Origin of the sequence: Comamonas endophytica, from assembly GCF_023634805.2 — a bacterium.
Taxonomy (GTDB): Bacteria; Pseudomonadota; Gammaproteobacteria; order Burkholderiales; family Burkholderiaceae_C; genus Comamonas; species Comamonas endophytica.
On record NZ_CP106881.1, the window covers coordinates 1,269,829 to 1,283,147 of the forward strand.

The window sequence follows — 13,319 nt, forward strand, 5'->3', positions numbered from 1 at the left end:
TGGCTTATCTCCCGCCCGCCGCCGGGGCCCCCGCCGGAGCCGGGGCACCGGCCGCGGCCTGCTGCAGCTCGCTCGTGCGCATCAGCCTGAAGCGCAGGTTGAAGGAGGCCACGCGCCGCTGGTCGCGCGGGGTCAGCGCCAGCGTGGTGGCGACGATCTCGGTGAGCTCGGGCTTGGAGAACCAGGGAGTGTTCTCGGCAAGGTTGCGCAGCATCTCCGAGACCCGCTCGTTGGACTGCGCCATGCCCTGCATGCTGATCATCTGGTCTTCCTGCTTCAGGCTGGTGACATAGACGCCGTCGGGCAGCTGGGCCACGAGCTCGTGCAGCAGATGCACCGGCAGGTTGCGGTCCGACTGCAGGTCCTCGACGGCCTTCTGGCGCGCGCGCAGGGCGGTGATCTCGCCCTCCAGCCCGGCGATCTCGCGGATCTGCTTTTCCAGCACCTGGATCTCGGCCTTCAGCACGCCGTTCTTTTCCTGCTGCGCGGCAATCAGGTTCTGCAGCAGCGAATAGATCAGCCCGGCAATAACCAGGCCGGCCATGAACGACAGCGCCATCGTCGTCTGGAACAGCTGCTTGCGGCGCCGGCGCGCGGCCTCGCGGTGGGGAAGTAGGTTGATCAGTATCACTGCAGGAACCTTCTCAGGGCCAGGCCGCAGGCGGTCAGGTACGAGGGTGCCTCGCGCACCATCTTCTTGAGCCGCACCTGGCTGCCGATCTGCATGCCGTCGAAGGGATTCACCAGGTTGCAGGCGAAGCCGGTGTGCTGGGTGACGGCCTCGACCAGCCCGGGCAGCGGCGCCGAGCCGCCGGCCAGCAGGATATGGTCGACCCGGTTGTAGGGCGTGCTGGTGAAGAAGAACTGCAGCGCCCGTGCCACCTCCTGCGTCATGCTCTCGACGAAGGGCTTGAGCACGACGGCGGGATAGTCCTCGGGCAGTTCGGCGGCGCGCTTCTTGGCTTCGGCTTCCTCCTGGGAAAAGCCGTACTGGCGCGCGATCAGCTGCGTCAGCTGGGCACCGCCGAAGGCCTGGTCGCGCTCGTACAGCACCTCCTCGTTGCGCAGCACCTGCATGCTGGTGGTGAGCGCGCCGACCTCGAACAGCGCGACCAGCGCGTCCTGGCCCTGACCGGGCAGCTTGTCGATCAGCCGCCGCGCGGCCAGGCGCGCGCAGTGGGATTCGATGTCGACGATGACCGGGATCAGCCCCGCCGCCTCGGCCAGGCCCTGGCGGTCCTGCACCTTCTCGCGGCGCGAGGCGGCGATCAGCACGTCCACGTCGCCGGGCGCGTTGGCCGTCGGGCCGATCACGCAGAAGTCCAGGCTCACTTCATCGAGCGAAAAGGGGATGTACTGGTTGGCCTCTGACTCGACCTGGACCTCGAGCTCCTGTTCACTCATCTCGCCAGGCAGGGAAATCCTCTTGGTGATGACGGCCGAGGACGGCAAGGCCATCGCCACGTTCTTGCTGCGCGTGCCGCTTTTCTTCACCAGGCGGCGCAGGGCCTCGGCCACCTCGTCGAATTTCTCGATGTTGCCGTCTGCAATCCAGCCCCGCTCCAATGGCTCGATGCAGCAGCGTTCGAGCACCAGCGTGCCGGAAGCTTCACGGCCGAGCTCCACCAACTTGATGCTCGAGGAACTGATGTCAATGCCCAGCAACGAAGCAGGCTGGCGACTGAAAAGGGAACCTACAGTGATCAACGCGCCCTCCAGAGCCTGTAAATAAATGCAACAAGGTCCCTCGTTTCTCTTTGATGCTATCAGCAAGACCTTGGGGAAACCAACTTCGTTGTAGCAACTGTATCCGCATTACGTGGCCTAAATAAGACGTTTGCCGGCGAAGGAATGCGGACTTCGCCGACACTTGGCGCACGCCGGCCCCGGCCCGGACATCCCTTCGCGTGGCATTCTTGGTCCCTGGAACGCCCGCCACGGGTGATTTTTATAATGCCGGTTCTTTCCCTCATGCATGCGCCATGCCGACTCCTGAAAAAACCGACAAATCCCCCTCGCCTCGCTCGGCATCGCCCCGCTCCACTGCACACTGGCTGACCAAGCTCCTGCTGGGACTGGTCGGCTTGGCGGTGGCCATTGCCGCGGGCGTGCTGCTGACGGTGGCGGTGGCGCTGGCCATGGCGTATCCCAATTTGCCGGATGTCTCGGAACTCGCGGACTACCGTCCCAAGCTGCCGCTGCGCGTGTATTCGGCCGAAGGCGCGCTGCTGGGCGAATTCGGCGAGGAACGCCGCACCCTGACCCCGATCCAGGAAATCCCCAAGGTGATGACGGATGCGGTGCTGGCCATCGAGGACACGCGCTTCTTCGAGCACGGCGGCGTCGACTACAAGGGCATCGCGCGCGCGGTGCTGGCCAACCTGGGCGCAGGCGGCAAGACCCAGGGTGCCTCCACGATCACCATGCAGGTCGCACGCAACGTGTATCTCTCGTCCGAGAAGACCTTCACGCGCAAGATCTACGAAGTGCTGCTGACCTTCAAGCTCGAGCACCTGCTGACCAAGAACCAGATCCTCGAGATCTACATGAACCAGATCTTCCTGGGCAACCGCTCCTATGGTTTCGCCGCCGCGTCCGAAGCCTATTACGGCAAGCCGCTCAAGGACATCTCCATTGCCGAGGCCGCGATGCTCGCCGGCCTGCCCAAGGCGCCATCGGCCTACAACCCGATCAGCAACCCCAAGCGCGCGCGCATCCGCCAGCTCTACATCATCGAGCGCATGGAGGAGAACGGCTTCATCACGGCCGCCCAAGCCGCGCAGGCGAAGCAGGAAGAACTCAAGCTCAACACCGGCAGCAACAACACCCGCGTGCACGCGGAATACGTGGCGGAAATGGCGCGCCAGCTGATCTATGCGCAGTACGGCGCCGAAGCCTATACGCGCGGCATCAACGTCTACACCACTCTCAATGCTGGCGAACAGGAAGCAGCCTATACCGCGCTGCGCAAGGGCATCATGGACTACGAGCGCCGCCAGCACTACCGCGGCCCGGAACGCTTCATCACCCTGCCCCAGGATCCGGAGGAACGCGAGAACGCCATCGACGACGTACTGGCCAACCACCCCGACAACGGCAACGTGATGTCCGCCGTGGTGCTCGATGCCTCGCCGCGCAAGATCGTCGCCACGCGCGCCGACGGCGAGAAGTTCGAGATCACCGGCGACGGCCTCAAGCCCGCCCAGTCCGGCCTGAGCGACAAGGCGCCGCCCAACACCCGGCTGCGCGCCGGCGCCGTGATCCGCGTGGTCAAGACGCCGAAGAACACCTGGGAGATCACCCAGCTGCCCGAGGTCGAGGGCGCGTTCGTGGCGCTCGATCCGCGCTCCGGCGCGATCCGCGCGCTGGTCGGCGGCTTCGATTTCGGCAAGAACAAGTTCAACCACGTGACGCAGGCCTGGCGCCAGCCGGGCTCGAGCTTCAAGCCCTTCATCTACTCGGCGGCGCTGGAAAAGGGTTTCGGCCCGGCGACGATGATCAACGACGCGCCGATCTTCTTCAGCGCCGGCACCACCGGCGGCCAGCCCTGGGAGCCGAAGAACTACGACTCGCGCTATGACGGCCCGATGAGCATGCGCACCGGCCTGAACAAGTCGAAGAACATGATCTCGATCCGCCTGCTGCAGGCCATCGGCCCGCAATACGGCCAGGAGTGGGTCACGCATTTCGGCTTCGAAGCCGACAAGCACCCGGCCTACCTGACGATGGCGCTGGGCGCAGGCTCGGTCACGCCGATGCAGATGGCCTCGGCCTATTCGGTGTTCGCCAATGGCGGGCGGCGCGTCAACCCCTGGCTGATCACACGCATCACCGACCACAAGAACCGCGTGCTGTCCGAGTTCCGGCCCACGCCGCTGGAGCAGCTGCCCGAGGCCATTCCGCCGCGCAACGCGTTCATCATGAACAGCATGCTGCAGGACGTGGCCCGTGTGGGCACCGCGGCGCGCGCCCAGGCCACGCTCAAGCGCCCCGACCTGTACGGCAAGACCGGCACCACCAACGACTCGGTCGATGCCTGGTTCGGCGGCTTCCAGCCGACGCTGGCCGCCGTCACCTGGATCGGCTACGACACGCCGCGCAACCTGGGCTCGCGCGAGACCGGCGGTGGCCTGAGCCTGCCGATCTGGATCGACTTCATGCAGCACGCGCTCAAGGGCGTGCCCGTGGCCGAGCTGCCCGTGCCGCCCGGCGTGGTCAACATCGGCGGCGAATGGTTCTACGAGGAATTCGCGCGCGCTCCCAGCCTGGGCATGTCCGATGGCGGCGGCTATGGCGGCGGCGGCGGTGGTTACGAGGCATCGACCGAAGACACTCCCCCGCCTCCCTCCGAGGAGCGCAGCCGAATCATGGACCTGTTCAGGAATTGATGGTGGCCGGCCAGGTGCGGCCGGCTAGGCGCGGCCGGCTAGGTGCGGCCGGCTAGGCGCGGCCGGCTAGGCGCGGCCGGCTAGGTGCGGCCGGCTAGGCGCGGCCGGCTAGGCGCGGCCGGCTAGGCGCCATGGAAAAAGCCCCTCGCAAGGGGCTTTTTCATTGGGCCGGCGCAGCTGGCTCAGGCGCTGAAGGTCAGCGGCAGGCCCGATTGCTCCGACGCATAGCGGCTCAGGCAGGCAAAGAATTCGCCTTCGCCCTTGGTATCGATCCAGCAGCCCTGCCCGGCGTCATAACGGAAATGGAAGCCGCCGGCCTTGGCCGCCAGCCATACTTCATGCAAAGGCTTTTGCAGATTGATGACAATCTGGCTGCGGTTCGGGAACGACAGCGTGACCATGCCACCCACGCGCTGGGCATCCAGGTCGGCATCGGTGTCGTCGTTGATGCGGTCGCAGCCCTGCTCCACCGCCAGCAGCAGCTTTTCAGCGCAATCCAGGAATTCAAGGTCGTTCATTACAATTTGCTTATGTTGAGAGCTTCCCAAATTCTAGTCAGGTCTTTTGCCCTTGCGCTGAGTGCGGCGTCACTCGTGGCCTGCGGCCAGCGCGGCCCGCTGTACCTGCCCACCGCGCCCGAGGCGGCGCAGCGCGCCACGCTGCCCCAGACGCTGACCCCGCAGCTCCTGAACGATGACGCGTCCCCGCCGGCGCCGCAGCTTCCTCCGCGCTGAGGCGCGGCGCCAGGCGAGGTACTAAGCGGCCCGGCGCTTGCGCAGCCAGCGCTGCAGGCGCCAGCCCAGCAGCAGCGCGATGACCGCGGCGTAGACCGCGACTTCGGCAAAGTCGTTCTTGCCCGCGCGCATCCAGAAGAAGTGCAGCAGCGCGAGCCCCGCCACGGCGTAGATGCTGCGATGCAGCCACTGCCAGCGGCGCCCGCCCAGCAGCCGCAGCATGCGCTGCGGTGAAGTGGCTGCCAGTGCCGTCAGCAGCACGAAGGCCAGCATGCCGACCAGGATGAAGGGCCGTTCCAGCGTGTCGCGCCAGATCTCGGCCAGGTCCATCCCCTGGTCGAACAGCGCATAGCACAGCAGGTGCGTGACGGCATAGAAATACACAAACAGCCCCAGCATGCGCCGAAAGCGCGCCAGCGCCGGCAGGCCCAGCAGCACGCGCGCCGGCGTCACCGCCAGCGCCACGCAGAGGAAGCGCAGCGTCCAGTCGCCGGTGGCGCGCAGCAGGGCCTCGGCCGGGTTGGCGCCCAGCGTGTCGAACACCGCGCCGTACAGCAGCTGCGCAAAGGGCAGCAGGCACAGTGCGAACACCAGCGGCTTGGCGGCCGGGTGCATGAAGGCGGCTTTCCAGCGCGGTGCCGCGGCGCGCATCTGCGGAGCGTTCAAAACTGCTGCTTCAGATCCATGCCGGCGTACATCTGCGCCACCTGCTCGCCATAGCCATTGAACAGCAGCGTAGGGCGCTTCTTGGCAAACAGCCCGCCCTCGCCGATGCGCCGCTCGGTGGCCTGGCTCCAGCGCGGATGCGGCACCTCGGGATTGACATTGGAATAGAAGCCGTACTCGTTGCGCGCGGCCTTGTTCCACGCCGTGCCCGGCTGCTTGTCGGTCAGGCGGATGGCGACGAGGCTCTTGGCGCTCTTGAACCCGTACTTCCAGGGCACGACCAGCCGTACCGGCGCGCCGTTCTGCGCGGGCAGCACTTCGCCATACATGCCGAAGGACAGCAGCGTCAGCGGGTGCATGGCCTCGTCGAGCCGCAGCGCCTCGGTATAGGGCCAGTCCAGCACCCGGCTGCGCAGGCCCGGCATCACCTTTGGATCGGCCAGCGTCACGAACTCCACGTACTTGGCACTGCCCAGCGGCTGCACCTCGCGCAGCAGCTGCGCCAGCGAATAGCCGACCCAGGGAATGACCATCGACCAGCCCTCGACGCAGCGCAGGCGGTAGATGCGTTCTTCCTGCGCACTGAGCTTGAGCAGCTCTTCCAGGCCAAAGGTCCTGGGCTTGGCCACCAGGCCCTCGACCTTGACGCTCCAGGGCGTGGTCTTGAGCGTGTGCGCGTTGCGCGCGGGGTCGGCCTTGTCGAGGCCGAACTCGTAGTAGTTGTTGTACTGCGTCGCATCCTTGTAGGCCGTGGGCGCCTCCATGGTGTTGGCCCCTGCCACCTGGCTGGGCGCACCCGGCAGCGCCGCCAGCTTGCCCGGGCGCTCCATGGCCGCGCGCGCATCGCGTGCCGCCCATCCCGCCAGCGTCGCCCCGGCCGCGCCTGCAGCCACGGTGCGCAGCCACTGGCGGCGCTCCTCGTAGACGGCCTGCGGCGTGATCTCGCTGGCCTGGGGGTGGACAAAGCCGTTGTCACCGGTACGTATCAGCATTGCAGCTCCTTGATATGGCCGCGCAGCGCTTGGCCCGACCTGTCAGATGCATTGTGCCGGTGGATGGTTCAACCTGCTTGGAAACAAAAACAGGCGCGTGTTGTAGGAAAAACTGCTCGTGGTGTGCTTGCCTTGGCAGCCTGGTCGAAGCATGGAAGGCTGGCCTCAACACTTGAGCGCAGGACCGTCATCCTTCGACAGGCTCAGGACGAACGGAAAGAATTCGGGGCAATGCCCCTGCAAAACCGTTCGTGTTGAGCCTGTCGAAAACCGTTCGTGGTGAGCCTGTCGAACCATGAAGGGCCTGTCCTCGAGAAATCGCCCTTCATCCTTCGCCAGGCTCAGGACAAACGGTTTTTGTCATGGCTGACACGCAGTGCCATCCCATCAGGATCACAGCTCGCCATAGCTGTGCAGCCCGCTGAGGAACATGTTCACCCCCAGGAACGCAAAGGTCGTCACCCCCAGCCCGGCCAGCGCCCACCAGGCGGAAATCGTCCCGCGCAGGCCCTTGACCAGGCGCATGTGCAGCCAGGCGGCGTAATTGAGCCAGACGATCAGCGCCCAGGTCTCCTTCGGGTCCCAGCTCCAGTAGCCGCCCCAGGCCTCGGCGGCCCAGAGCGCGCCGAGCACGGTGGCGATGGTGAAGAAGGCAAAGCCCACGGCAATCGACTTGTACATGACGTCGTCGAGGATCTCGAAGGACGGCAGGCGCGCGGCGATATGTTTGCGTGCCAGCAGGATGCCGGCCACGATCAGCGCCGAGATGCCGAAGTAGACCGTCCAGTAGCTGCTGCCGCCCTCTGCCGCGCCCTGGCGGAAGACGATGGGCTCGAAGCACAGCACGATGCCCAGCAGCCACAGCGGCGCGAGCTTCCACCAGCGGGTCTCGCCGGCCTGCTGCTTGATCAGATAGGCAAAGGCCACCATGGCCGCCAGCGCGAAGGTGCCGTAGCCGATGAAGTTGGCCGGCACATGCAGCTTCATCCACCAGCTCTTGAGCGCCGGCACCAGCGGCTGGATCTCGTGCGCCTCGCGCACCAGCGTGTACCACAGCAGGAATCCGACGGCCGCGCTCACCACCAGCATGACGAAGGCGCCCAGCGCGCGGGTGTCGTAGTTCTGCTCGTAATAGAGATAGAAGGCCGCCGTCATCCAGCAGAACATCACGAACACTTCATAGAGGTTGCTGACCGGGATGTGGCCGATGTCCGGGCCCAGCAGGTAGCTTTCGTACCAGCGCACCATGGTGCCGATCAGTGCCATCGCGATCGCCACCCAGGCGATGCGCGAGCCCAGCAGCGACAGGGCCTGGCCCTCGCCCTTCGAGAACATGCCGATCCAGTAGAAGATGGTGCTCATGAAGAACAGCATGCTCATCCAGAGAATGGCCGACTGGCTCGACAGGAAATATTTGAGCCAGAACACGCTGTCGGCCCGCTCAAGATTCCCTGCCCCATCGGCCTGGTATAGAAACAGCGCCAGCAGCGAGCAGCCCGCGACCGCCAGCAGCAGCGTGCGCAGCGGGCGCCAGAACCAGCCGAGCCAGATCAGCGACGGGATCGTGCCCACCAGGATGGCCTTCTCGTAGACATCCATGTAAGCCGCATAGCGCTGCAGCGCAAACAGCCCGCCCGCCAGCACGATCGCGGCAAACAGCCAGTCATACCCGTTGCGGCGCGAGAAATACCCCGAGTGCAGGGTGATGGTCTCGGAGGAATCGTTGGTGGCGGTATTCATTTGGCAGCAGCTCCAGGGCGGCGCGCGATCGGCTGGGCCCCAATGAGTTTTTCGGTCAGCACGGCAAAGTCCTTGTCGCCTTCCATGGTCTGGCGGTTGGTCGAAAGCGCCATGCGCGCATGGCTGCGGCCTTCGCTGGCCGGCGTCAGCCAGATCCACAGGCGCCGGTCGCGCACGTAGAGCATGGCAAAGATCCCGAGGATCAGGAACAGGCAGCCCAGATAGACTACGTTCTTGCCGGGGCCGCGCGTGACCTGGAAAACACTTGCCTGCACATGGGTGAAGTCGTCGAGCATGAAGGCCATGGGCGCGGGATAGAACTGCGCATCGCTGAGCGAGAACACCGTCTGCGTCATGAACGCCAGCGTCTGGGCATCGTTGGCCATGGGCGGCAGGCCGGCCTGCTCGCGCAGCGCCTGCGCCATCTCGAACAGCGCGCCGTTGAGGATGCGCACCAGCACCTCGCTGGCGCGCGTGCGCTCGGCTTCGGGCACGTTGAGTTCCATGAAGCGCGCGATGGCCTGCAGGCCGCCGATCCTCTCACCCGCATCGTCCGTCGTGCCGGCATAGATCTGCAGCGCACGCAGCGCCGACTGCATCAGCGGCTCGCGCAGGTCGGGGCGCGCGGCATCGACCGCCTGCGCCACATAGCGGCGCGCACCCTGCTCGCGCAGCGCCGGATCGGCCAGCGCCGCGCGCAGGCGCACGAAGGTGTCCATCGTGCCTTCCATGTCGGCCGGCACGCGCAGGTAGCGAAAGGCATCGGCCTGGTTCTCGCGCACGCCCAGCAGGAACACCGGGTTGCCGTCGCCGGTGTCCACGGGCAGCATGTAGTTCTGGTATTCGCGCGCCTGGCCCGAGGCATCGCGCAGCTTGTAGCCGATGCTCGGGCCGATGTTGCGCAGCTCCTTCTCGGTCGTGGTCTTGTGGCCCGCGCCCAGGCGCGCGTCGATAGCCGCCTTCAGGTCGACCTTGCGCACGTCGGTGGCCGAGCCGGCATCCGCCCCCCTGGAGGCGCCGAAGTTCTCGACGTTGATGGTGCGCAGCGCCGTGTATTCGAGCGTCAGCGTCTCCTGCGGGTCGCCCCGCCCGGCGCCGGCGCGCGTGAACTCGCTGGTGCCGCCGATCGTGCCCTCGACATTGAAGGGCGTGGCCGTGCCATCGAGCGGCACGGCGCGCATCTTCACCGAGGAACCACCGTCGTCGAAGCTCGACTGGTAGATCTCCACGCCCTTGTAGTGCGCCGGATGGTTGACCTCGATGCGCTCGGCGGTCTGCTCGCCGGTGTGCCTGTCGTGGATGATGACCTCGCTGGCAAACAGCTTGGGCATGCCGGTGGAGTAGTACTCGACGATGAATTTCTTCAGCTCGATGGCAAAGGGCAGCTCCTGCAGCAGCACGCCATCCGATTGGTTCAGGATGGCGGTGCTCGACTGCGTGCCCTCGGCGACCATGAGGTTGCCGCGGAAGGTCGGGTTGCGCTCGGACAGGCGGTGCTCGGCCGCGACGTCGGCCACGCGGCCGCCGCCGGTGTAGGGCGTCTTGTCGCCAAACAGCATCTGCGCGCGCACGATCAGGTCGCCGTCGAACAGCCCGCCCAGGCAGATCAGCACGATGGCGCTGTGCGCCGCGATGTAACCCAGCTTGTGCGCCGCGCCGGCCTTCGCCGCCACCATCCAGCCGCTGCCGCGCTGCTGCAGCCGCACTTTCCAGCCTCCCGTCGCCAGCAGCCTGCCCAGGCGCTGGGCGGCGTCCTGCGGGTTGCCGCGCACTTCGGCCTCGGCACGGTGGCGGAAGGCCTCCAGGCTTTTCTCGCGGATGTGCTCCTTGTAGCTGCGCAGGTCGGCCAGGTACTTGGGCGCATGGCGCGCCACGCACAGGCTGGTGCTGGCGACGAGAAAGGCCAGGATCAGCAGGAACCACCAGGCGCTGTAGACCGCGTTGAGCTTGAGCGCCAGGAACAGTTGGGCCCAGAACGGCCCGAACTGGTTCACGTAATTGACCGCGGGCTCGTGCTGCTTGAGCACCGTGCCGATCACCGAGGCAATGCAGATGACGGTGAGCAGCGCGATGGCGAAGCGCATGGACGACAGCAGCTCGACGCCCGCGCGCCAGGTGCGGGATCGATGGGAGGAAGGCGCGCGGCGCGAGGTATCTGGCATGGAAAATGGCGCGGAAGCAAAAAGGCGGGGCCATCACAGGATGGACCCGCCCGGATTGGGGTTGGTTGCCGGCGTTTGGTTCCCTGCGCCGCAGGCAACAACGAATCAGTGGATCAACGCAGGCCGGCGATGTAGTCAGCCACCGCCCTGATCTCGCGGTCGTTGAGCTTGGCCGCCACCTGGGTCATCGGCAGGCTGTTGCCACGCTTGCCGTCGCGGAACTCCATCAGCTGCTTGCTAGTGTAGTCGGCATGCTGGCCGGCCAGGCGCGGATACTGCACCGGCAGGCCGGCGCCGTTGGGGCTGTGGCAGCTGGCGCAGGCCGCGATGTTGCGGTCTTGCAGGCCGCCGCGGAAGATGCGCTCGCCCAGCACCACCAGTTCCTTGTCCTTGGCAAAGCCGCCCTTGGCCTTCTGCGTGGCGAGCCAGCCGGAGATGTTCCTCATATCCTGATCGGAGAGCATGGAGGCGAAGCCCTGCATCACCGGGTCCTTGCGCACGCCGCTCTTGAATTCCTTGAGCTGCTTGACCAGATACTCGGGATGCTGCTGCGCCAGGGAGGGATTAGCCACAATGGTTGAATTGCCATCTGCTCCGTGGCATGCTGCGCACACTGCGGAAAACCCTGCCCCACCTTTTGCCAAATCAAGCTTGGCATTCGCCTGCGGCGCCGCGGTTGTCTCGCCTGCCGCAAAGGCCGGGAGGGCGGGTGCTGCCAGGAAGGCAGCCATCAGCATAGAGGCAAGCAACTTCATATCGAGGGCCTGTTGTTAGGTGCACTGAACCGCACAATTCTACAATGAGGCTCCCAAGCATTGATACCCCCCATGACGAACTCCTCCCCCGCACCGGTTGCGGGCACGCCCTCTCCCGCCACCGATGGCAAGCTCGCCATGGGCTGGATGCACACCGCGCGTTTTCTCACGACGGCGGCGCAGCTGCACCATCTGCCCGCCATTGAAGTTCCCGAAATCGCTTTCGTCGGACGCTCGAACGCCGGCAAGTCCACCTGCATCAACACGCTGACGCAGCAGAAGCAGCTGGCTTTCGCCTCCAAGAAGCCCGGCCGCACCCAGCACATCAACCTGTTCTCGCTGGGCCGCCAGGGCATCACCGACGCGGTGCTGGCCGACCTGCCGGGCTATGGCTATGCCGCGGTGTCGCGCTCGGACAAGCTGCGCTGGCAGCAGGTCATGGTCAACTACCTGATCAGCCGCAGCAGCCTCTCCGGCATCGTGCTGCTGTGCGATCCGCGCCTGGGCCTGACCGAGCTCGATGAAGCGCTGCTCGAAGCCGTGCGCCCGCGCGTCGAGGAGGGCCTGAAGTTCCTGATCCTGCTCACGAAGGCCGACAAGCTCACGCGCGCCGAGCAGGCCAAGGCGCTGTCCATCGCGCGCCTGCAGGCCGGCGGCGGCGAGGCAATGCTGTTTTCCGCGCTCAAGAAACAGGGCGTGGACGATGTGGCTCGGCTACTATGGAGGTGGTCGCATCCCGCAGAGACTGCGGCGGCCACGCCCGCAGCGCTGCCCGCAGCCGACAGCGCTGGCGAAACCCAGGCCCACTAGCTTCCAGCACCGGTCCGCCAGGCGCTGACAGCTACCGAGAGGACGTAGCTTGATGATCCAGACCTGCGACCATGTCCTGCCCCACGGCATCACCCTGCGCTGCCGCACCGCGGGCATGCCCGGCCGGCCCGTGCTGATGTTGCTCCATGGATTTCCCGAAGGCGCGTTCATCTGGGACGCGCTGCTGGCGCATTTTTCCGCGCCCGAGAACGGTGGCTTCCGCTGCGTGGCGCCCGATCTGCGCGGTTATGGCGGCTCGAGCAGCCCGCTCGGGGTCGAGGCCTACCAGCCACGGCATCTGGTGCAGGACATCCGCGCGCTGATCGCGGCCGAGAGCCCGCGGGTGCCGCTGGCGGCGCTGGTGGCGCATGACTGGGGCGGCGCGGTGGCCTGGAGCGTGGCGGCCCAGCACCCGGACTGCATGGACCGGCTCATGATCCTCAACGCCCCCCACGCGGGGGCGTTTTTGCGCGAGCTGCGCGAACAGGCGGAGCAGCGCCAGGCCAGCGAATACATGCGTTTCCTGCGCCGCGCGGATGCGCCGCAGCTGCTGGCCGAGAACGACTGGCAACGCACTTTCCGTTTCTTCGCGCAGCCCGATGGCAGGTTGCCGGCCTGGCTCACTCCTGCGCTGCAGGATGAATACCGGGCCCATTGGTCCCGGGGACTGCAGGGGCCCTGCCACTACTACGGCGCCAGCCCCTTGTATCCGCCCGCACCGGGCGCGCCCGACCACCTGGCGCAGGTGCGGCTGCCCGAGGCCGCGCTGCATGTGGCGGTGCCGACGCTGGTGCTCTGGGGCATGAACGACCCGGCACTGCGCCCGGGCCTGCTCGAGGGCCTCGAGGACTGGGTGCCGCGGCTGCAGATCCAGCATCTGCGCAATACCTCGCACTGGGTGGTGCACGAGCGGCCGGCGCGGGTGATCGACGAGCTGGAGCGGTTTGTGCAGCGGCAGGTCAGTGATGAGGGGGTGGCGGTTTGATAAGCGAGGTTGGGCTGGTCGTGATGCGCTTTGGATAGCGTTCATGCTGGATCTTGAGCGCGGGCCCGTTACCCTTCGACAGGCTCA

12 protein-coding genes are annotated in these 13,319 nt (G+C 66.3%); 4 read left to right on the plus strand and 8 right to left on the minus strand.

Annotation, left to right across the window (positions count from 1 at the left end; all coding sequences use genetic code 11):
- Window positions 1–4: 4 nt before the first annotated feature.
- Both M9799_RS05650 and M9799_RS05655 read right to left on the minus strand, forming a co-directional pair.
- Window positions 5–631, minus strand: a complete 627-nt coding sequence (locus tag M9799_RS05650) for a PilN domain-containing protein (RefSeq protein ID WP_231043416.1) — start codon at window positions 629–631, stop codon at window positions 5–7.
- Entirely contained in the window at window positions 628–1,707 is a 1,080-nt protein-coding gene (locus M9799_RS05655; RefSeq protein WP_231043415.1) for a pilus assembly protein PilM, read from the minus strand. Before M9799_RS05655 ends, M9799_RS05650 begins: the two co-directional genes overlap by 4 nt.
- A 275-nt stretch (window positions 1,708–1,982) precedes the next feature.
- Here M9799_RS05655 and M9799_RS05660 point away from each other — a divergent pair, with 275 nt between their 5' ends.
- Window positions 1,983–4,388, plus strand: a complete 2,406-nt coding sequence (locus M9799_RS05660; RefSeq protein ID WP_231043414.1) for a penicillin-binding protein 1A — start codon at window positions 1,983–1,985, stop codon at window positions 4,386–4,388.
- A 182-nt stretch (window positions 4,389–4,570) separates the two neighbouring features.
- Here M9799_RS05660 and cyaY read toward each other — a convergent pair whose 3' ends face one another.
- Complete coding sequence (cyaY, locus tag M9799_RS05665; protein WP_231043413.1) at window positions 4,571–4,906, minus strand: iron donor protein CyaY; 336 nt, start codon at window positions 4,904–4,906, stop codon at window positions 4,571–4,573.
- 12 nt (window positions 4,907–4,918) lie between these two features.
- On the opposite strand from cyaY, the gene lptM reads away from it, so the two are divergent.
- Window positions 4,919–5,122 (plus strand): LPS translocon maturation chaperone LptM, encoded by a 204-nt coding sequence (gene lptM / locus M9799_RS05670; protein WP_231043412.1) that lies wholly within the window; start codon window positions 4,919–4,921, stop codon window positions 5,120–5,122.
- Between the two features lie 21 nt (window positions 5,123–5,143).
- Here lptM and M9799_RS05675 read toward each other — a convergent pair whose 3' ends face one another.
- The 5 genes from M9799_RS05675 to M9799_RS05695 form a co-directional block, all read right to left on the minus strand.
- Window positions 5,144–5,773, minus strand: a complete 630-nt coding sequence (locus M9799_RS05675) for a protein-methionine-sulfoxide reductase heme-binding subunit MsrQ (protein ID WP_231043610.1) — start codon at window positions 5,771–5,773, stop codon at window positions 5,144–5,146.
- Between the two features lie 11 nt (window positions 5,774–5,784).
- Window positions 5,785–6,780 carry a protein-methionine-sulfoxide reductase catalytic subunit MsrP gene (gene msrP / locus M9799_RS05680; RefSeq protein ID WP_231043411.1) on the minus strand — a complete coding sequence of 332 codons (996 nt, stop codon included), beginning with the start codon at window positions 6,778–6,780 and terminating at the stop codon, window positions 5,785–5,787.
- 393 nt (window positions 6,781–7,173) lie between these two features.
- A complete protein-coding gene (ccsB, locus tag M9799_RS05685) occupies window positions 7,174–8,520 on the minus strand; it encodes a c-type cytochrome biogenesis protein CcsB (protein WP_231043410.1) in 1,347 nt (448 codons plus the stop codon).
- On the minus strand, window positions 8,517–10,682 hold the full coding sequence (locus M9799_RS05690) for a cytochrome c biogenesis protein ResB (protein ID WP_231043409.1): 2,166 nt from the start codon (window positions 10,680–10,682) through the stop codon (window positions 8,517–8,519). Before M9799_RS05690 ends, ccsB begins: the two co-directional genes overlap by 4 nt.
- Before the next feature lie 113 nt (window positions 10,683–10,795).
- Window positions 10,796–11,437 carry a c-type cytochrome gene (locus M9799_RS05695; protein ID WP_231043408.1) on the minus strand — a complete coding sequence of 214 codons (642 nt, stop codon included), beginning with the start codon at window positions 11,435–11,437 and terminating at the stop codon, window positions 10,796–10,798.
- Between the two features lie 72 nt (window positions 11,438–11,509).
- Here M9799_RS05695 and yihA point away from each other — a divergent pair, with 72 nt between their 5' ends.
- Window positions 11,510–12,247 carry a ribosome biogenesis GTP-binding protein YihA/YsxC gene (yihA, locus tag M9799_RS05700; RefSeq protein WP_231043407.1) on the plus strand — a complete coding sequence of 246 codons (738 nt, stop codon included), beginning with the start codon at window positions 11,510–11,512 and terminating at the stop codon, window positions 12,245–12,247.
- A gap of 52 nt (window positions 12,248–12,299) precedes the next feature.
- Complete coding sequence (locus M9799_RS05705; RefSeq protein ID WP_231043406.1) at window positions 12,300–13,232, plus strand: alpha/beta fold hydrolase; 933 nt, start codon at window positions 12,300–12,302, stop codon at window positions 13,230–13,232.
- Window positions 13,233–13,319: the final 87 nt, after the last annotated feature.

Excerpts from the sequence above, each read along its gene's own strand:
- ccsB (WP_231043410.1), bottom strand. The coding sequence starts at position 8,520 with ATGAATACCGCCACCAACGATTCCTCCGAGACCATCACCCTGCACTCG.
- M9799_RS05675 (WP_231043610.1), bottom strand. The coding sequence starts at position 5,773 with ATGCGCGCCGCGGCACCGCGCTGGAAAGCCGCCTTCATGCACCCGGCC.
- M9799_RS05705 (WP_231043406.1), top strand. The coding sequence starts at position 12,300 with ATGATCCAGACCTGCGACCATGTCCTGCCCCACGGCATCACCCTGCGC.
- M9799_RS05660 (WP_231043414.1), top strand. The coding sequence starts at position 1,983 with ATGCCGACTCCTGAAAAAACCGACAAATCCCCCTCGCCTCGCTCGGCA.
- M9799_RS05690 (WP_231043409.1), bottom strand. The coding sequence starts at position 10,682 with ATGCCAGATACCTCGCGCCGCGCGCCTTCCTCCCATCGATCCCGCACC.
- yihA (WP_231043407.1), top strand. The coding sequence starts at position 11,510 with ATGACGAACTCCTCCCCCGCACCGGTTGCGGGCACGCCCTCTCCCGCC.
- msrP (WP_231043411.1), bottom strand. The coding sequence starts at position 6,780 with ATGCTGATACGTACCGGTGACAACGGCTTTGTCCACCCCCAGGCCAGC.
- lptM (WP_231043412.1), top strand. The coding sequence starts at position 4,919 with ATGTTGAGAGCTTCCCAAATTCTAGTCAGGTCTTTTGCCCTTGCGCTG.
- cyaY (WP_231043413.1), bottom strand. The coding sequence starts at position 4,906 with ATGAACGACCTTGAATTCCTGGATTGCGCTGAAAAGCTGCTGCTGGCG.
- M9799_RS05695 (WP_231043408.1), bottom strand. The coding sequence starts at position 11,437 with ATGAAGTTGCTTGCCTCTATGCTGATGGCTGCCTTCCTGGCAGCACCC.